General features: G+C 62.1%; 15 protein-coding genes. 9 read left to right on the forward strand and 6 right to left on the reverse strand.

Annotated elements, in window-relative coordinates; all coding sequences use genetic code 11:
• Positions 1-112 precede the first annotated feature (112 nt).
• Entirely contained in the window at positions 113-1,597 is a 1,485-nt protein-coding gene (gene prpD / locus AC3RCP_RS10440; protein ID WP_492571641.1) for a 2-methylcitrate dehydratase, read from the forward strand.
• Positions 1,598-1,719: 122 nt separating this feature from the next.
• On the opposite strand, the gene ppsR is transcribed toward prpD, so the two are convergent.
• On the reverse strand, positions 1,720-2,538 hold the full coding sequence (gene ppsR / locus AC3RCP_RS10445; RefSeq protein WP_007927505.1) for a posphoenolpyruvate synthetase regulatory kinase/phosphorylase PpsR: 819 nt from the start codon (positions 2,536-2,538) through the stop codon (positions 1,720-1,722).
• Positions 2,539-2,712: 174 nt separating this feature from the next.
• On the opposite strand from ppsR, the gene ppsA reads away from it, so the two are divergent.
• From ppsA to AC3RCP_RS10485, 8 genes are all read left to right on the forward strand, one after another.
• On the forward strand, positions 2,713-5,088 hold the full coding sequence (gene ppsA / locus AC3RCP_RS10450; RefSeq protein WP_101337263.1) for a phosphoenolpyruvate synthase: 2,376 nt from the start codon (positions 2,713-2,715) through the stop codon (positions 5,086-5,088).
• A 100-nt stretch (positions 5,089-5,188) separates the two neighbouring features.
• Positions 5,189-6,178 (forward strand): alpha/beta fold hydrolase, encoded by a 990-nt coding sequence (locus tag AC3RCP_RS10455; protein ID WP_007927509.1) that lies wholly within the window; start codon positions 5,189-5,191, stop codon positions 6,176-6,178.
• Positions 6,179-6,426: 248 nt separating this feature from the next.
• Positions 6,427-6,918, forward strand: coding sequence for a ribonuclease E activity regulator RraA (rraA, locus tag AC3RCP_RS10460; protein ID WP_101337265.1), 492 nt, complete (start codon positions 6,427-6,429; stop codon positions 6,916-6,918).
• Positions 6,919-6,943: 25 nt separating this feature from the next.
• Positions 6,944-7,939, forward strand: coding sequence for a zinc transporter ZntB (locus tag AC3RCP_RS10465; protein WP_009042920.1), 996 nt, complete (start codon positions 6,944-6,946; stop codon positions 7,937-7,939).
• A 63-nt stretch (positions 7,940-8,002) separates the two neighbouring features.
• Positions 8,003-8,248 (forward strand): hypothetical protein, encoded by a 246-nt coding sequence (locus AC3RCP_RS10470; protein ID WP_007927518.1) that lies wholly within the window; start codon positions 8,003-8,005, stop codon positions 8,246-8,248.
• A gap of 2 nt (positions 8,249-8,250) precedes the next feature.
• Positions 8,251-9,075, forward strand: coding sequence for a mechanosensitive ion channel family protein (locus AC3RCP_RS10475; RefSeq protein WP_007927520.1), 825 nt, complete (start codon positions 8,251-8,253; stop codon positions 9,073-9,075).
• A gap of 88 nt (positions 9,076-9,163) precedes the next feature.
• Positions 9,164-9,754 (forward strand): RNA polymerase sigma factor SigX, encoded by a 591-nt coding sequence (gene sigX / locus AC3RCP_RS10480; RefSeq protein ID WP_009042922.1) that lies wholly within the window; start codon positions 9,164-9,166, stop codon positions 9,752-9,754.
• Positions 9,755-9,861: 107 nt separating this feature from the next.
• Complete coding sequence (locus AC3RCP_RS10485) at positions 9,862-10,848, forward strand: OmpA family protein (RefSeq protein ID WP_007927525.1); 987 nt, start codon at positions 9,862-9,864, stop codon at positions 10,846-10,848.
• Between the two features lie 77 nt (positions 10,849-10,925).
• Here the strand turns inward: AC3RCP_RS10485 and cobA are convergent, their stop codons facing one another.
• The 5 genes from cobA to AC3RCP_RS10510 all read right to left on the reverse strand — a co-directional run bounded on the left by cobA (position 10,926) and on the right by AC3RCP_RS10510 (position 19,306).
• Positions 10,926-11,687: a uroporphyrinogen-III C-methyltransferase gene (gene cobA / locus AC3RCP_RS10490; protein ID WP_101337266.1), complete on the reverse strand. Its 762-nt coding sequence runs from the start codon at positions 11,685-11,687 to the stop codon at positions 10,926-10,928.
• Positions 11,688-11,697: 10 nt separating this feature from the next.
• The gene (locus tag AC3RCP_RS10495) at positions 11,698-14,412 is read right to left on the reverse strand and encodes a nitrate reductase (protein ID WP_492571640.1); all 2,715 of its coding nucleotides are present in this window, start codon (positions 14,410-14,412) and stop codon (positions 11,698-11,700) included.
• Positions 14,412-14,729, reverse strand: coding sequence for a nitrite reductase small subunit NirD (nirD, locus tag AC3RCP_RS10500; RefSeq protein ID WP_007927531.1), 318 nt, complete (start codon positions 14,727-14,729; stop codon positions 14,412-14,414). The genes AC3RCP_RS10495 and nirD overlap by 1 nt, the downstream gene beginning before the upstream one ends.
• Positions 14,726-17,179, reverse strand: coding sequence for a nitrite reductase large subunit NirB (nirB, locus tag AC3RCP_RS10505; RefSeq protein WP_492571639.1), 2,454 nt, complete (start codon positions 17,177-17,179; stop codon positions 14,726-14,728). The genes nirD and nirB overlap by 4 nt, the downstream gene beginning before the upstream one ends.
• Positions 17,180-17,635: 456 nt before the next feature.
• Positions 17,636-19,306, reverse strand: a complete 1,671-nt coding sequence (locus tag AC3RCP_RS10510) for a bifunctional protein-serine/threonine kinase/phosphatase (protein WP_492571638.1) — start codon at positions 19,304-19,306, stop codon at positions 17,636-17,638.
• Positions 19,307-19,313: the final 7 nt, after the last annotated feature.

Here is a 19,313-nt window from a genome sequence, read left to right on the forward strand (position 1 = left end):
AGTCCATCCGTCATCGCGAGCAAGCTCGCTCCTACAATGGGGTGAATAAAAAAGTAACCCGATCAGCCTGACCTTGAGGATGCAACCCAACCCTTGATGGAGTGAACTGCCCATGAGCGCCAATGTTGATCTGAACGAACGCCCCGATTATGACCAGGTCCTGCAGGACATCGCCGACTACGTTCTGAACTATCGGATCGAGTCCCGCGAGGCTCTGGATACCGCCCGCAACTGCCTGATGGACACCCTCGGCTGTGGCTTGCTGGCCCTGCGCTTTCCCGAGTGCACCAAGCACCTGGGGCCGATAGTGGAGGGCACGCTCGTGCCGTTTGGCGCGCGGGTGCCGGGCACCCGCTTGCGCCTGGACCCGGTCAAGGCGGCCTGGGATATCGGCTGCATTGTCCGTTGGCTGGATTACAACGACACCTGGCTCGCCGCCGAGTGGGGCCATCCTTCCGACAACCTCGGTGGCATCCTCGCCGTGGCCGATCACCTGTCGCAAAAACGCGTGGCCAATGGCGAGGCGCCGCTGACCATGCGCGCGGTGCTCGAGGCCATGATCATGGCCCATGAGATCCAGGGGGTGATTGCCCTGGAAAACTCCTTCAACCGGGTCGGCCTCGACCATGTCTTGCTGGTGAAAGTCGCCTCGACCGCGGTCACCGCCAAGTTGATGGGGGCCAACCGCGAGCAGTTGCTGGCGGCGCTGTCCCATGCCTTTGTCGATGGCCAGGCGCTGCGTACCTATCGCCATGCGCCGAACGCCGGTTCGCGCAAATCCTGGGCGGCGGGCGATGCCACCAGCCGTGGCGTGCGCCTGGCGGATATCGCCCTGCGTGGCGAGATGGGTATCCCGGGAGTGCTGAGTGCGCCGCAGTGGGGCTTCTACGACGTGCTGTTCAGCCACACCAACAAGGACCTGGCGCTCAAGCCCGAAGACCAGCGCCGTTTCAGCCTGTCGCAGCAGTACGGCAGCTATGTGATGGAAAACGTGCTGTTCAAGATCAGCTTCCCGGCCGAGTTCCATGCGCAGACCGCCTGCGAGGCGGCGGTGACCCTGCACCCGCTGGTGCGCAATCGCCTGCACGAGATCGACAGGATCGTCATCACCACCCACGAATCGGCGATCCGCATCATTTCCAAGGTCGGCCCGCTGGCCAATGCCGCCGACCGCGACCACTGCATCCAGTACATGACCGCCGTGCCGCTGGCGTTCGGCAACCTGGTGGCCGAGCACTATGAAGACGGCTTCCATGCCGCCCACCCGATCATCGATCAGTTGCGCGAGAAGATGCAGATAGTCGAAGAGCCGCGCTACACCCGCGAGTACCTGGAGGCCGACAAGCGCTCCATCGCCAATGCGCTACAGGTGTTTTTCAAGGATGGCTCGAGCACCGAGCAGGTGGTGGTGGAATACCCGATTGGCCATCGCCGGCGTCGCGCCGAAGGCATTGCGCTGCTGGAAGACAAGTTCAAGGCCAACCTGGCCACCCGCTTCACGGCCCAGCGTTCAGCGCAGATCTTTGCCCTGTGCAAGGACCAGGCGCAGCTGGAAGCCACGGCGGTGCACCGGTTCGTGGACCTGTTGGTGATTTGAGAGCAGGGCGGACCGTTGGTCCGATCGCGAGCAAGCTCGCTCCTACAAGATCTTGTAAACCATGCAGGAGCAGCCGGTCGACGCTCGATTGCTCGCGATAGCCTTCTATTGGTCAGATAACGCTACTTGAAGCGCCGCTCGACGCCTTTTTCCACGAGGATCTTCGCCGAGATCTCTTCCACCGAGAAATGGGTGGAATTGATGTGCGGAATGTTCTCGCGGCGGAACAGGTTTTCCACCTCGCGCACTTCGAACTCGCACTGGGCGTAGCTCGAATAACGGCTGTTGGGCTTGCGCTCGTTGCGGATGGCGGTGAGCCGGTCGGGGTCGATGGTCAGGCCGAACAGCTTGTGCTGGTGCGCGCGCAGGGCCGTCGGCAGTTGCAGGCGTTCCATGTCGTCTTCGGTCAGCGGGTAGTTGGCGGCGCGGATCCCGAACTGCATGGCCATGTACAGGCAGGTCGGGGTCTTGCCGCAGCGCGACACGCCGACCAGGATCAGGTCGGCCTTGTCGTAGTAGTGGGTGCGGGCGCCGTCGTCGTTATCGAGGGCGAAGTTCACCGCCTCGATCCGCTCCATATAGTTGGAGTTGCCGCCAATGGAGTGGGACTTGCCGACCGAGTACGACGAGTGCTCGCTCAACTCCAGCTCCAGGGGGGCGAGGAAGGTCGAGAAGATGTCGATCATGAAACCATTGGACGTCGCGAGGATCTCACGGATGTCCTGATTGACGATGGTGTCGAAGATAATCGGGCGAAATCCGTCCTTTTCGGCGGCGATGTTGATTTGTTGTACCATGGCCCGCGCTTTATCTACGCTGTCGATATACGGTCGCGTGATTTTGCTGAAGGTAATGTTTTCGAACTGCGCCAGGAGGCTCTGGCCGAGGGTTTCAGCGGTGATGCCGGTACCGTCGGAGATAAAGAAAGCAGATCGTTTCATTTGCACCTTGGGCCTTAAGCTAGTGACGAATCTTGGATATGATAGGCGCGATTTGCCGGCCTCCAATGGCCCGCATTCTCACTTATTTTCCAGGTCCAGGCCATACAGCTGGCAAGCGCTCCCCCGAGCAGCCGGCTTCTGAGCTTTTCCAACACAGTTAGTGGAGAGATCACCTTGGTAGAGTACGTAGTTTCCCTCGATAAGCTCGGCGTCCATGATGTAGAGCATGTGGGGGGCAAGAACGCATCCCTGGGCGAGATGATCAGTAACCTTGCAGGCGCCGGTGTATCCGTCCCTGGAGGCTTTGCCACGACGGCCCAGGCCTATCGTGATTTTCTCGAATTGAGCGGTCTTAACGACCAGATCCACGCCGCGCTCGACGCCCTGGACGTCGATGACGTGAATGCCCTGGCCAAGACCGGCGCGCAGATCCGTCAATGGATCATGGAAGCCGAGTTCCCCGAGCAACTGAATAGCGAAATCCGCACCGCGTTCGCCAAGCTGTCCGCGGGCAACCCTGACATGGCCGTGGCCGTGCGCTCCTCGGCTACCGCCGAAGACCTGCCGGACGCTTCCTTCGCCGGCCAGCAGGAAACCTTCCTCAATATCCGTGGCGTCGAGAACGTCATTCGTGCCGCCAAGGAAGTCTTCGCTTCCCTGTTCAACGACCGTGCCATTTCCTACCGCGTGCACCAGGGCTTCGACCACAAGCTGGTCGCCCTGTCTGCCGGCGTGCAGCGCATGGTGCGTTCGGAAACCGGTACCGCCGGCGTGATGTTCACCCTCGACACCGAGTCGGGCTTCCGTGACGTGGTGTTCATCACCGGCGCCTACGGCCTGGGTGAAACCGTCGTTCAAGGTGCGGTGAACCCGGACGAGTTCTACGTCCACAAAGGCACCCTGCAAGCCGGTCGCCCGGCCATCCTGCGCCGCAACCTGGGCAGCAAGGCGATCAAGATGATCTACGGCGACGAAGCCAAGGCCGGTCGCTCGGTCAAGACCGTCGACGTCGACAAGGCCGATCGCGCGCGTTTCTGCCTGACCGACGCCGAAGTCAGCGAGCTGGCCAAGCAGGCGATGATCATCGAAAAGCACTACAAGTGCCCGATGGACATCGAATGGGCCAAAGACGGCGACGACGGCAAGCTGTACATCGTCCAGGCCCGTCCGGAAACCGTGAAGAGCCGCACCCAGGCCAACGTCATGGAACGTTACCTGTTGAAGGAAACCGGCACCGTGCTGGTGGAAGGTCGCGCCATCGGCCAGCGCATCGGCGCCGGCAAGGTGCGGATCATCAAGGACGTGTCGGAGATGGACAAGGTCCAGGCCGGCGACGTGCTGGTATCCGACATGACCGACCCGGACTGGGAGCCGGTGATGAAGCGCGCCAGCGCCATCGTCACCAACCGTGGCGGCCGTACCTGCCACGCCGCGATCATTGCGCGCGAGCTGGGGATTCCGGCCGTTGTCGGTTGCGGCAATGCCACCGAACTGTTGAAAGACGGCCAGGGCGTGACCGTGTCCTGTGCTGAAGGCGACACCGGTTTCATCTTCGAAGGCGAGCTGGGCTTCGACGTGAAGAAAAACTCCGTCGACGCCATGCCGGAGCTGCCGTTCAAGATCATGATGAATGTCGGCAACCCGGACCGCGCCTTCGACTTCGCCCAGCTGCCGAACGCCGGTGTCGGCCTGGCCCGCCTGGAGTTCATCATCAACCGCATGATCGGCGTGCACCCCAAGGCACTGCTGAACTACGCCGGCCTGCCCCATGAAATCAAGGACAGCGTCGACAAGCGCATCGCCGGTTACAACGAGCCGGTCGGTTTCTACGTCGACAAGCTGGTTGAAGGCATCAGCACCCTGGCTGCGGCCTTCTGGCCGAAAAAGGTCATCGTGCGCCTGTCGGACTTCAAGTCCAACGAATACGCCAACCTGATCGGCGGCAAGCTCTACGAGCCGGAAGAAGAAAACCCGATGCTGGGCTTCCGCGGTGCTTCGCGTTACATCAGCGAAGCCTTCCGTGACTGCTTCGAGCTCGAATGTCGTGCCCTCAAGCGCGTGCGCAATGACATGGGCCTGACCAACGTCGAGATCATGGTGCCGTTCGTCCGCACCCTGGGTGAAGCCAGCCAGGTGGTGGATCTGCTGGCTGAAAACGGCCTCAAGCGCGGTGAAAACGGCCTGCGCGTGATCATGATGTGCGAGCTGCCTTCCAACGCGATCCTGGCCGAAGAGTTCCTCGAGTTCTTCGACGGCTTCTCCATCGGCTCCAACGACCTGACCCAGCTGACTCTGGGTCTGGACCGCGATTCGGGCATCATCGCGCACCTGTTCGACGAGCGTAATCCGGCGGTCAAGAAACTGCTGGCCAACGCCATCGCCGCCTGCAACAAGGCTGGCAAATACATCGGTATTTGCGGCCAGGGCCCGTCCGACCATCCGGACCTGGCCAAGTGGCTGATGGAGCAGGGCATCGAAAGCGTCTCGCTGAACCCGGATTCCGTACTGGAAACCTGGTTCTTCCTGGCCGAGGGGCAGGGTGCGGTCTAAGCGGAATGAAGCACTGGCCAGCCTTCGGGCTGGCCGGTGCTTTGAGATTCAAGTAGGGCGGGCTCCATCTGGAAGCCGCCCTTTTTTGTGCAAGAGCATTATGCAAAGCAGCAGCAACCTGTTTCCCGTCGCCTTGATCAGTGCCGAACGTCGAGGCGACCTGAGTGAAGACGTCTACCGCCTGAAGCCCGGCAATAGCCCGGACGCCACGGTCGAGCTGGCCGTTACCCGCCTGGGGATGGCGGATGAGCCCGAATCTCGTGGTGTCCCGGTGATCCTGCTGCACGGCAGCTTCTCCAATCGGCGTTTCTGGTATTCGCCCAAGGGCATCGGCCTGGGCGCGTATCTGGCGCGCATGGGCTTCGATGTATGGATCCCCGAGATGCGTGGTCATGGCCTGTCGCGACGCAATGCCGACTACCGCAAGAATCGCGTCGCCGACTATGCGCAATACGATCTGCCTGCCATTGGCGCCTTCGTGCGGGAACAAAGCGGCCAGGTTCCGCACTGGATTGGTCATTCCCTGGGTGGCATTACCCTGGCGGCGGCCTTGGGCGGCCAGTACCTGGGAGAGCCGGCAGTGGCGTCGGCGGCGCTGTTCGGCTGTCAGGTCAGCCGCACCTATTGGCCATTGAAAATCCCGGCGGTGGAGTGGGGCGGTCGTTTCATTCTCAAGCGTTTTGCCCAGTTGTCCGGCTCGCGACTCAAGCGCGGTCCCGAGGACGAGCCCATTGGCCTGGCCCTGGAAGGCATGCGCTGGTACGGGCTGTTCGGGCGTTTCGGCGATGGGCAGAAGGACTGGTGGGCCGGCTTGTCCGATGTTTCGCTGCCGGTATTGGCAGTGAGTGCGGCGGGGGATCATCAGGATCCGACCTGGGCTTGTCGCAAACTGTTTGACCAGTTGAGTTCCGAGCATAAGCAGTTTGTCTGCCTGGGACGCGAACAAGGGTTCAGCGGCAATTTCGGACATGTGGAGATGCTGGTGAGCAAAGCGGCCCAGGCCGAAGTCTGGCCTTTGGTCGCGCGATGGTTGAAGGATCAGCAGAGCCCGTTGTTGGCGTCGGGCACCGAACTGGCTGCCGCGAGTTGAGTTGTCAGGCTCTGACAAGAGCATTTCGTTCCGATGCACTTGCGGCTAAGATATGACGCGTTGAGCGGTTCTGGTCATATTCGGTCGCCGATCAAGCATCTTGTTCGTGCCGCCGAGCCTGCTGAAATTGGCGTATGGTGAGGGCTAGCTGAAATGTTAAACATTCTCCGTCTGCCCTCGTATCACTCAGCATGAACCCTGCGAATTCCGACACCGCGACGTGTTCTTTCCATTACAGGAGTTTCTCGATGAATCATTACCTCACTCCCGACCTGTGCGACACCTACCCGGATCTGGTACAGGTGGTTGAACCGATGTTCAGCAATTTCGGTGGCCGCGACTCCTTCGGCGGCGAAATCGTGACCATCAAATGCTTCGAAGACAACTCGCTGGTCAAGGAACAGGTCGAGCTCAAGGGCCACGGCAAGGTGCTGGTGGTCGACGGTGGCGGGTCCCTGCGCTGTGCGCTGCTGGGCGATATGCTGGCCGAGAAGGCGGCGAAGAACGGTTGGGAAGGGCTGGTGATCTACGGTTGCATCCGTGATGTCGATGTCATCGCGCAAACCGACCTGGGCGTTCAGGCGCTGGCCAGTCACCCGATGAAAACCGACAAGCGCGGCATTGGCGATCTCAACGTGGTGGTGACGTTTGCCGGGGTGACGTTCCGTCCGGGCGAATATGTCTATGCCGACAACAATGGCGTGATCGTTTCGCCAAGCCCGCTGAAAATGCCCGAATAAGCAGTCGACCAAGCAAGGGATGAGGATGTTCGAGGAAGACAACGCGCAATGGGGGCTGGTACATGCCTTGGTGCTGGATGGTAAAGGTGGTGCGCGTGCGATTGCCCGAACTGAACTGGACGACTTGCAGCTGCAAGCCCATGAGAGCCTCTGGCTGCATTGGGATCGCAGCCATCCGCAAACCCAGACCTGGCTGCGTAAATCCAGCGGTCTGAGCGAGTTCAGCTGTGACCTTTTACTCGAAGAAAATACCCGGCCGCGCCTGTTGGCGCTGCCGGACTCCGAGTTCCTGCTGTTTTTACGCGGCATCAACCTCAACCCGGGCGCCGAGCCGGAGGACATGGTTTCGGTACGCATCTTCGGTTCGGCCCAGCGAGTGATCTCCCTGCGCCTGCGGCCATTGCGCGCGACCGATGAGCTGCTGGTGCAACTGGGCGAAGGCAAGGGACCGAAAACCGCCTCCGAGCTCATCCTTTATATGGCTGAGTACCTGACCCATAAAGTGCAGGACCTGGTCAGCGACCTGTCGGAAGTGGTCGATGCCGAGGAAGAAAAACTGGATGCCGACGAACGGTATACCCCCGAGCACAGCAACATTCTGCAGATTCGTCGACGGGCTGCCGGACTCAAGCGTTTCCTCGCTCCGCAGCGGGATATTTTCGGTCAGCTCAGCCGCATCAGGCTGCCTTGGTTCGCCGATGACGATGGCGATTACTGGAACGAATTGAACAACAGCCTGACCCGCTACCTGGAAGAGCTCGAATTGACCCGAGAGCGCGTGGGGCTTGTGCTGGAGGCCGAAGACCGGCGCCTGAGCGTGCGCATGAACCGCATCATGTTTCGCTTCGGGATCATCACCGGAATCTTTCTGCCGATGAGTTTTCTGGCCGGTTTGTTGGGGATCAATGTGGGAGGCATTCCGCTTTCCAACAGCCCCTACGGGTTTCTGGTGGCCTGCCTGCTGATGGCGCTGGTCGCGCTGGGACAGTGGTGGTTATTCCGACGTTTGCGCTGGGTCTGATCATGAACTATGTGACCCAGGGAATTTTGATCGCGTCTTTCACTGACATATCGAGAGGTGCGTATGCACGATCCGTTTGAACAGTCGTTGCGTGACATGCTCAAGGCCACACCGTCCACCCGGGACGACGATGCGTGCCTGGGCCGCGTCCTGAAAACCGCCAACCGGCAGGTGGGGGCGGGCGATCTGTTCAGCCTGCTCGGCCGCTGGTTGCCGGCGCTGATGATTGCTCTGAATAACGGATCGGCCCATATCTCGCCGGTTTCCCGTCGTAAACCTACTGCTCGCACTGCTGATAAGGCTGATTGAATATGGAACTTGATCTCTGGACTCAGAGCCTCGTCACTGCGATGACTGCGTTGTGGACCAAGGTAGCGAACTTCATTCCCAATCTGTTTGGCGCGCTGGTCGTGCTGCTGCTGGGTTTTGTGGTTGCCAAACTGCTTGATACCCTGCTTTCCAAATTGCTCGCCAAACTGGGCCTGGACCGTTTGATGGGCGGTACCGGTTTGACCAAACTGCTGTCCCGGGCGGGTCTGCAAGTGCCGATTTCTACCTTGATCGGTAAAATCGTGTATTGGTTCGTATTACTGATTTTTCTGGTTTCTGCTGCAGAATCCCTTGGCCTGGAGCGGGTTTCGGCTACGCTCGACATGCTGGCGTTGTATTTACCGAAGGTTTTCGGGGCCGCGCTGGTGCTGTTGGTGGGGGTATTGCTGGCGCAATTGGCCAATGGGCTGGTGCGCGGAGCGGCCGAAGGGGTCGGTCTGGATTACGCCAGTGGCCTGGGGCGAATCGCCCAGGGCCTGGTGATCATCATCAGTATTTCCGTTGCGATCAGTCAGTTGGAGGTCAAAACCGACCTGCTCAACCATGTGATCGTGATCGTTTTGATTACCGTTGGTCTGGCTGTTGCCTTGGCCATGGGGTTGGGAAGCCGGGATATTGCCGGTCAGATTCTTGCGGGAATCTATGTGCGTGAGTTGTATCAGGTTGGGCAACAAGTGCGAGTTGGTGAGGTCGAAGGGCAGATCGAGGAGATCGGCACGGTTAAGACTACACTGCTGACCGATGAGGGCGAGCTGGTCTCGCTCTCCAATCGGATCATGCTGGAGCAGCATGTAAGTAGCCGCTAACCCGGCAAACCCTGCTAATGTATGCCGCCGCAAAATGCCCGTGTCTGGGCTGCGGTGGACATTGACCTGACTGTCGGCCCGACTCGTTTTGAATAAAGCCCAATCGCTATCCACGCGCTATGACCCCCGTGAGCTCTCTGACGAGGAGTTGGTTGCGCGCTCGCACACGGAGCTGTTTCACGTAACGCGTGCGTATGAAGAGTTGATGCGACGCTATCAGCGAACCCTCTTCAACGTTTGTGCACGTTATTTAGGGAACGATCGTGATGCTGACGATGTCTGTCAGGAGGTGATGTTGAAGGTGCTGTATGGCCTCAAGAACTTCGAGGGGAAATCGAAGTTCAAGACATGGCTCTATAGCATCACGTACAACGAATGCATCACGCAGTATCGGAAAGAACGGCGGAAACGCCGCTTGATGGATGCGTTAAGTCTTGATCCCCTCGAGGAAGCGTCTGAAGATAAGGCGCCGAAACCTGAGGAAAAGGGCGGACTTGACCGCTGGTTGGTGCATGTGAACCCGATCGATCGGGAGATTCTGGTGCTACGATTCGTCGCAGAACTGGAGTTCCAGGAGATTGCAGACATCATGCACATGGGGTTGAGTGCTACGAAAATGCGGTACAAGCGTGCGCTTGATAAATTGCGTGAGAAATTTGCAGGCATTGCTGAAACTTAGTTCGGCGCAAATATCTCTTACGTCTAGGTAAGTTCTGATAGACTTACCGCCGAGTTGTCCCCCGGTATGTGGGACTGCTTTACAATCACCAGATGGGGATTTAACGGATGAAACTGAAAAACACCTTGGGCATTGCCATTGGTTCTATTGTTGCCGTGACTTCGTTCGGCGTTCTGGCGCAAGGCCAAGGCGCGGTCGAGGGTGAACTGTTTTACAAAAAACAGTACAACGACAGCGTTAAGCACATCGAAGACGGCTTCAACCCAGGCGCTCGTATCGGCTACTTCCTGACCGATGACCTGTCGTTGGACCTGAACTACGACAAAACCAACCACACCCGTTCGAACGACGGCACTGGCAACCAGAAGATCAAAGGTGACACCGGCAGCCTGCTGGCTACCTACCACTTCGGTCAAGCTGGCGTGGACTCCCTGCGTCCATACGTTTCCGGTGGTTTCGGTCACCAGAGCCGTACCAACGTCCTGGCTGACGGCCACAGCGGTCGCGACCAGTCGACCCTGGCTATCATCGGTACCGGTGTTAAGTACTACTTCACCGACAACCTGTTCGCTCGTGCCGGCGTTGAAGCCGACTACGCAATGGACAACGGCAAGTGGGACTACTCCGCTCTGGTTGGTCTGGGTGTGAACTTCGGCGGCAACGCTGGCAAGGTTGCTCCAGCTCCTGCTCCAGTTCCAGAGCCAACTCCAGAACCAGAAGCTCCGGTTGCTGAAGTTGTTCGTGTTGAGCTGGACGTGAAGTTCGACTTCGACAAGTCGGTCGTTAAGCCTAACAGCTACGCTGACATCAAGAACCTCGCTGACTTCATGAAGCAGTACCCACAAACCACCACCGTTGTTGAAGGTCACACTGACTCCGTCGGTCCTGACGCTTACAACCAGAAACTGTCTGAGCGTCGTGCAAACGCCGTTAAGCAAGTTCTGACCAGCCAGTACGGTGTTGAGTCGAGCCGCGTTCAATCCGTTGGTTACGGTGAGTCCCGCCCAGTTGCTGACAACGCAACTGAAGCTGGCCGCGCTGTAAACCGTCGCGTAGAAGCGCAGGTTGAAGCACAAGCTCAACAAGCTCAGTAATCTGTAGCTTGCAGCTTTGAAAAACCCGGCCTAGGCCGGGTTTTTCTTTGTCCGCGATTTGATGAACGCGCCTGGAGTCAGGCCGAGAATGCCGCCGCCAGGGCCGCTTCGGAAAGGGCGGGCAGTTGTGCACCGCAAGCGGCCACTTCGCCGACGACCAGGATGGCCGGGCTTTTCAGCTGGAAGGCATGGGCATCGTCCTGCATGGCGTACAGATCGCTCCGACACAGTCGTTGCTCGGGCAGGGACGCGTTTTCAATCATGGCCACCGGGGTATGCGGTGCCAGGCCGCCAGCGATCAGCTGTTCACGGATCTCGCCCAGTTTTGCCACCCCCATATAGATCACCAGCGTCGTACCGCTTTGTGCCAGGGCTTGCCAGTTCAGGCTGCTGTCGTCCTGGGTATGGGCCGTCAGCAGGGTGACGCCACGGGCGACACCGCGCAGGGTCAGCGGGATACCGCACTGGGTAGCTCCCGCCAGGCCGGCCGTGATGCCGTTCACCAGTTCCACCTCGACGCCACGTTCCTGCAGCCACTGCGCTTCTTCACCGCCACGGCCGAAGATGCACGGATCGCCGCCCTTGAGGCGTACCACGCACTTGCCATGCCGGGCGTAGCGCAGCATCAGCCGATGAATGAACGCCTGGGGTGTCGAACGACAGCCTCCGCGTTTACCCACGGCAATAACCCGTGCCCGGGGGCAGTGCTCCAGCACCGTCGGATTCACCAGATCGTCGATCAGCACCACATCCGCCTCGCCCAGGGCACGCACGGCCTTGAGGGTCAGTAGTTCAGGATCGCCAGGGCCCGCACCCACCAGCCAGACTTTTGCGCTCATGTTTGTTTCCTCACAGGGGGATTGCGACGGGCTGTGCCGAGCTGGCCAGCAGACGTTTGATTTCGGGGACGCAGGAGCCGCATTGAGTGCCGCAGCCCAGCTCCTGTTTCAGGCCATCGAGGTCCAGGCCGCGGGAGATCCCGGCACAGACCGCGCTCTGGCTGACGTTCTTGCAGTTGCACAAGGTCTTGCCGCTCGAGACGAGCCCGGCCGCCCCCGGCGGCGCGCTCATCGGCGCCAGCAGCCAGCGGCGCAGTTGCTCATCGGCCTTGCCTTCCAGCCACAGGTTCTGCAGCCAGTGCCGGGCGAGGGTTTCACCGGCCAGGCGAATGGCGGTGATCCGCCCCTGTTCGATGCGTACCCGCTTGCCGATGGAGCGCCGAGGATCGTCATAGGCCAGCACCGGGCCTGCGTTGAGCCCCAGCAACTGGTCGATGTCCTTGAGCAGTTGCGCCGCCGGCGCCTCGGCGTTGGCCGCCCGCAGCAGCAGGGCCGGGCGTTCGCGACCGGCCAGGCTCAGGCTGACGTAGGCGAAACTTTCGCAGAGCAGGCGCAGGGCTTCGAAATGCCGCTGCACGTCGCCTTCGATCAGGGCGAACAATTGCCACGGCAACTGGACCGGTTCCAGGCGTACACCGCTGTGCTTGAGTTCCGGCTGTTTGGACAGTGGATCGAACGCCGGCTGAGTCACGGCATTGACGCCGCCCTTGAGAAACCGATCGCCCCAGTGCATCGGCAGGAAAGCCTGGCCCGGGCGCACGCTGTCGTCATCCGCTACCGCGACTATCACGCTGCCGCGACGGCTTTTCAGCGAGACCAGGTCACCCGCTTGCAGGTTCTGCCGGCGCAGTTCGTCCGGGTGCAGGCTGAGGACGGCCTCGCTGACGTGCCCGAACAGCTGGGCCGCGGTGCCGGTGCGGCTCATGCCGTGCCATTGATCCCGCAGGCGGCCGGTGATCAGGGTCAGGGGGAAGCGCGCATCCCGCTGTTCCTTGGCCGCGCGATACGGGTCGCTGACGAAGTGCGCCCGCCCGCTGGCGGTCGGGAAGCGGCCGTCGACGTACAGCCGCGGCGTCCCTTGTTCGGCACCGGCGGGGAAGGGCCATTGCTGCGGACCGATACGGTCGATCAGTGCGTGGCTGATGCCGGAAAGGTCCAGGTCGCGGCCGCGGGTCAGCTGTTTGTACTCATCGAACAGCTGGGCAGGCGTATCCAGGGCAAACAGGCTGGGCCGTTGCGGGCGCAGGCGCTGTTCCAGGCGCCGGGCGAAGTCCAGGGTGATGGCCCAATCCGGGCGTGCTTCGCCCGGCGCGGCCACGGCGCGGCGCACATGGGAGATGCGCCGTTCCGAGTTGGTCACGCTGCCTTCCTTCTCGCCCCAGCTGGCGGCGGGCAGTAGCAGGTCGGCAAAGGTCGCGGTCTCGGTGGTGCGAAAGGCTTCCTGCAGGACCACGAACGGGCAGGCCAGCAAGGCCTCTCGCACCGCGTTCTGGTCGGGCAGCGATTGCGCCGGGTTGGTGCAGGCGATCCACAGCGCCTTGATCTTGCCGCCGCGCAGCTGTTCGAACAGCTCGATCGCGCTCAGGCCGGGGTTGGCCGGCAATTGCTCGACGCCCCAGTAGGCCGCGACTTCAGCCCGGTGCTCCGGGTTTGCGGCGTCCCGGTGTCCCGGCAACAGGTTCGACAGGCTGCCGGTTTCCCGGCCGCCCATGGCATTCGGCTGGCCGGTGAGGGAGAAAGGGCCGGCCCCGGGGCGGCCGATTTGCCCGGTGGCCAGGTGCAGGTTGATCAGTGCGCTGTTTTTCGCGCTGCCGGAACTGGACTGGTTCAGCCCCATGCACCACAGCGACAGGAAGCTCGGCGAGGTGCCGACCCATTCGGCGCACTGGCGCAGTTGCTCGACGCTGATGCCGCACAGCTGCGCGACCATATGCGGGGTGTAGTCGTGGACCAGGTTCTTCAGCTCGGCCAGGCCTTCGGTATGCGCCTGGATGAAGTCGCGATCGATCCAGTCCTGCCACAGCAGCAGGTGCAGGATGCCGTGGAACAGTGCGACATCGGTGCCGGGCAGGATCGCCAGGTGCAGGTCGGCCAGGTCGCAGGTGTCGGTGCGCCGCGGGTCGATGACGATCACTTTCATCTGCGGCCGCAGGCGCTTGGCCTGCTCCAGGCGGCGGAACAGCACCGGATGGGCGTAGGCCATGTTGCTGCCGACGATCATCACACAATCGCTCAGTTCGAGGTCTTCGTAGCTGCAGGGCGGGGCGTCGGCGCCCAGGCTGCGTTTGTAGCCGACCACCGCCGAGGACATGCACAGCCGCGAATTGCTGTCGATGTTGTTGGTGCCCACCAGGGCCCGGGCCAGCTTGTTGAAGGCGTAGTAATCCTCGGTAAGCAATTGCCCGGAGATATAGAAGGCCACGCTGTCCGGGCCGTGTTCGGCGATGGTTTCGGCAAACAGGTTGGCCGCGTGTTCCAGTGCGGTGTCCCAGTCGGTGCGGCTGCGCGCCAGGGCCTTGCCCAGGCGCAATTCCGGATACAGGGCGCGGGCCGCGAGGTCGCCGGTCAGGTGCAGGGTGGAGCCTTTGCTGCACAGTTTGCCGTGGTTGGCCGGGTGGCTCGGGTCGCCACTGACGCCGAGGATGCGTTCGCCGTCGTGCTCGATCAGCACGCCACAGCCAACGCCGCAGTAACAGCAGGTCGAGGCGGTCGTCTGGCGGTTCATCAGCCGGCATCCCGCAGGGCCAGCAGCACGCGGCCGTTTTCCACCCGCGCCAGATGGTGATGGGCGCAGCCGATATCCGGCGCCTGCGCTTCGCCGGACTCCAGGTCGATCTGCCAGTTATGCAACGGGCAGGCGACCGTCTTGCCGTAGATCAGCCCCTGGGACAGCGGCCCGCCCTTGTGCGGGCAGCGGTCGTCGAGGGCGAAGACTTCGTCGTCGCTGGTGCGAAAGATCGCGATATCGCCCCTGGGGCCGTTGACGATGCGCGAGCCCAGGGCGTTGATCTCGTCCAGGGCGCAGATATCCAGCCAGTTCATGGCAGCACCTCCAGTTGCTTGACGCGGATCGGCTCGAACTCTTTTTTCAGCTGCGGCTGTTCCTGGCGCTCCTTCCACGGGTCCTGTTCGAAGGACAGGGAGAATTGCAGGCGCTCGTTGAGGGCCTTGCGCCGTTGCGGGTCTTCGATGATGGCCTGCTTGATGTACGCCATGCCGACCCGCTGCAGGTAGTGCACAGTGCGCTCCAGGTAGAAGGCTTCCTCGCGGTACAGCTGCAGGAAAGCGCCGTTGTATTCGCGCACTTCGTCGGCGGTTTTCAGCTTGACGAAGAACTCCGCGACCTCGGTCTTGATCCCGCCGTTACCACCGATATACATCTCCCAGCCCGAGTCGACGCCGATGATGCCGACGTCCTTGATCCCGGCCTCGGCGCAGTTGCGTGGGCAGCCGGAGACCGCCAGCTTGACCTTGTGCGGCGACCACATGTTGAACAGGTCATGCTCCAGCTCGATGCCCAGCTGGGTGGAGTTCTGCGTGCCGAAGCGGCAGAACTCGCTGCCGACGCAGGTTTTCACGGTGCGGATGGACTTGCCGTAGGCGTGGCCGGAGGGCATGTCCAGGTCTTTCCAGACCCCGGGCAAATCCTGCTTCTTGATACCCAAAAGGTCGATGCGCTGGCCGCCGGTGACCTTGACCATCGGCACCTGGTACTTGTCCGCCACGTCGGCGATACGCCGCAGTTCGGAGGCGGTGGTGACGCCGCCCCACATCCGCGGCACCACCGAATAGGTGCCGTCTTTCTGGATATTGGCGTGGGCCCGCTCGTTGATCAGGCGCGATTGCGGATCGTCCCTGGCTTCGCCCGGCCAGGTGGCAATCAGGTAGTAGTTCAGCGCCGGGCGGCAGGTGGCGCAGCCGTTGGGCGTGCGCCAGTTCAGGTAGCTCATGGTGCCGGCGATGGTCAGCAGGTGCTGTTCGCGGATCGCCTGGCGGATCTGCCCATGGTTGAGGTCGCTGCAGCCGCAGATGGCTTTCTCGCTTTTCGGCTTGACGTCGGCCGCGCCACCCACGGTGTTGATCAGGATCTGTTCCACCAGGCCGGCACAGGAGCCGCAGGAACTGGCGGCCTTGGTGTGCTTCTTGACCTCGTCGACGCTGAACAGGCCGTGCTCCTGGATCGCCTTGACGATGGTGCCCTTGCACACGCCGTTGCAGCCGCAGACTTCGGCGCTGTCGGCCATGCTCATGGCCTTGTCCTGGCCCTGGTGGCCGACATCGCCCAGGGCGTTCTCGCCGAACATCAGGTGGTCGCGGATCTCGCCGATGGCGTGGTTCTCGCGGATCTGCCGGAAGTACCAGCCGCCGTCGGCGGTATCGCCATACAGGCAGGCGCCGACCAGGATGTCGTCCTTGATCACCAGTTTTTTGTACACGCCGCCGATGGGGTCGGAGAGGGTGATGGTCTCGGTGCCTTCGCCGCCCATGAAGTCGCCGGCGGAGAACAGGTCGATGCCGGTGACTTTCAACTTGGTCGAGGTCACCGAGCCCTTGTAAGTGGCGAAGCCCAGTTGAGCGAGGTGGTTGGCGCAGACCTTGGCCTGTTCGAACAGCGGCGCCACCAGGCCGTAGGCGATGCCGCGATGGCTGGCGCATTCGCCGATGGCGTAGATGCGTGGGTCGTAGGTCTGCAGGGTGTCGTTGACCAGGATCCCGCGGCTGCACGGCAGCCCGGCTTTTTCCGCCAGCTCGGTATTGGGCCGGATGCCGGCGGCCATCACCACCAGGTCGGCGGGGATGATGTCGCCGTTCTTGAACTGCACCGAGCCGACCCGGCCATTGCCCGCGTCGTGCAGGGCCTGGGTCTGTTCGCTCAGGCGGAATTTCAGGCCGCGGCTTTCCAGGGCGCTTTGCAGCAGCTGGCCGCTGGTCTTGTCCAGCTGGCGCTCCAGCAGCCATTCGCCGATGTGCACCACGGTCACGTCCATGCCGCGCAGCATCAGGCCGTTGGCGGCTTCGAGGCCGAGCAGGCCGCCGCCGATGACCACTGCGTGCTTGTGGGTCTTGGCGGTGTCGATCATCGCCTGGGTGTCGGCGATATCGCGGTAGCCGATCACGCCCAGCAGGTCGTTGCCGGGAATCGGCAGGATGAACGGGGTCGAGCCGGTGGCGATCAGCAGGCGGTCGTACTCGGCTTCGCTGCCGTCTTCGGCGATCACCCGGCGCTTGACCCGGTCGATCTGCACCACCTTGCGGTTGAGCAGCAGCTTGATGTGGTTGTCCAGGTACCAGCTCAGGTCGTTGAGCACGATCTCTTCGAAGGTCTGTTCGCCGGCCAGTACCGGGGAGAGCAGGATGCGGTTGTAGTTGGTGTGGGGTTCCGCGCCGAAGACCGTGATGTCGTACAGCTCATTGCTCAGCTTGAGCAGCTCTTCCAGGGTACGGACCCCGGCCATGCCGTTGCCGATCATCACCAGCTTGAGTTTGTTCATTTCGCTCTCCGCGTAGACAGACCGTCGGGCATGCCGGGCCTGGCTCGATAAACGTTGCACAAACAAAAAAGGCGCCCCGCCAGTTGCCTGGCAGGACGCCTTTGTCCGGTCCCGTTCTCTCGGGAAAACCCATCCTTCGTCGTTGAAGGCCGGGTCGTATGTGCTGTTGGGAGAGTTAATGCAGCGGTTGTGCCAAGTTCCGCCAATGGCGGTTTCAGCAGGGCTGAAAGCCTGCCTCTGGCCAGCAGGGAGGATTTTCTGCACCGATTCAAAGCGTCTTGCCCGTTTCTGGCGCACGCTGCGCTATCCCTGTAGCCGCTGCCGCAGGCTGCGATCGACGGCGTAGCCGGCGTAAGGCGCTATCCCCTACCTGCGGGTAAAACCGCGTCGTCAGGTTTTGCGGCCCCTGCGGTGCCGGTCGCAGCCTGCGGCAGCGGCTACAGGAAAACAGTGAGGTCAGTGATGCAGGAACAGGTACAGCAACAGCAGGTTGAGCAACAGCGAGACCAGCGCCAGGGTGCGCCAGACTTTCAAGGGCTCGCGTTCCAGCAGCGGTCTGGGGCGCACGCTGAGGCTGCGGCGCTCGCCCTGTTCCAGCGCCAGCAACCACTCTTCGGCGGTTTCATAACGCTGGGCCGGATCGGCCTGTACCGCGCGTTCCAGGCTCTGTTCGAGCCAGTCCGGCAGGTCCGGGCGATAGCGGCTGGCGCTGACCGGGGTGGTGAAGCGCGGGCGCTGGAAGGCTTCGATTTCGCCGTAGGGAAAATGCCCGGTCAGCAAGTGGTAGAGGGTCACGCCTACCGCGTACAGGTCCTGCCGCGGTGTCGGCGCCACGCCGTTGAAAGCCTCTGGGGCGATATAGCTCGGGGTGCCGGGCAGCAGGTGCGCCTGGTCCTCGGACAGGCCGGGGCAATAGGCCAGGCCGAAATCCAGCAGGCGCAGTTCGCCGTCGTCCCCGAGCAGCAGGTTTTCCGGCTTGATGTCGCGGTGCAGGATCTGCCGGCGGTGCAGCAGACCCACGGCCCGTAGCAGGCGCTCGGCCAGGTCCTGCCACTGCGCCAGCGGCAAGGGACCATGTTGTTGCAGATGCTCGGCCAGGGTCTGCCCCGGGTATTCGCGCATCACGTAATACAGATGCTGGCGGCTGGTCGCGGCATGCACTTCGGGAAAGTGCCGGCCGGCCACCCGACGCAGGAACCACTCCTCTGACAGCAGCGATTGCCCGGCCTGATGATCGTCGTGCAGATGACCGGGCAGGGTTTTCAGCAGCCAGGGTTGTTGTTGCGCATCGAGCACGCGGTACAGCAGGGATTGCTGGCTCTGTCCGAGCACCTCGACGACCTGCCAGCCTTCGAAGTGCTGGCCCGGTTTGAGAGGCGGCGGCAGTGGCCATTGCTGCAAGTGAATCAGGGCGTCGCCGATGGAGCTTTCGCCCAGGGCTTCGACCCGCACCAGCAGGGCGCTGGCATTGTCCTGGCTGCCGGCCAGGTGCGCGGCGCTGACCAGGGTCTGCACCGCGCTGTCGAGGTCGGGCTGGTCGCGCAGGATCGCGGCGATGGCGGTGTCGCCCAGGGTCGCCCAGACGCCATCGCTGAGCATCAGGAAACTTTCGTTTTCCCGCAGCTCGCCGTCGAGGAAGTCCACCACCAGGTGCTGGTCCAGGCCCAGGGCACGCTTGAGCACATGCTGCATGCCGGGTTGGTCCCAGACATGATCGTCGCTGATGCGTTGCAACTGATCGGCATGCCAGCGATAGACCCGGCAATCGCCGACATGGGCCAGGGTAAAGCGCCGGCCGCGCAGCACCAGGGCGCTGACGGTGGTCAGCAGCGGCTGGCCGCCGCCGTTGGCCTGCAACCAGCGATTCTGCGCCAGCAGCAGGCGTTCCAGCGCCTGGGCCACGGCCCAGGTTTCCGGGGTGGCGTAGTAGTCCAGCGCCAGCGCCTGCAAGGTCGAGCGCGCGGCCAGGCCGCCATCGGCGCATTGGCTGACACCGTCGGCGATGGCGAACAGCAGGCCCTTGCTGGCGGCCAGGGTCGGCGCCGGGGTGACCATGCGCAAGGCGTCCTGGTTCTCCGCGCGCGGACCGATGGCGCTGGCCTGGGCGTGGCTCAGTTGCAGGCTCATGGACGGC

The sequence above is a fragment of the Pseudomonas sp. GW822-FHT05A08 genome (assembly GCF_058800485.1).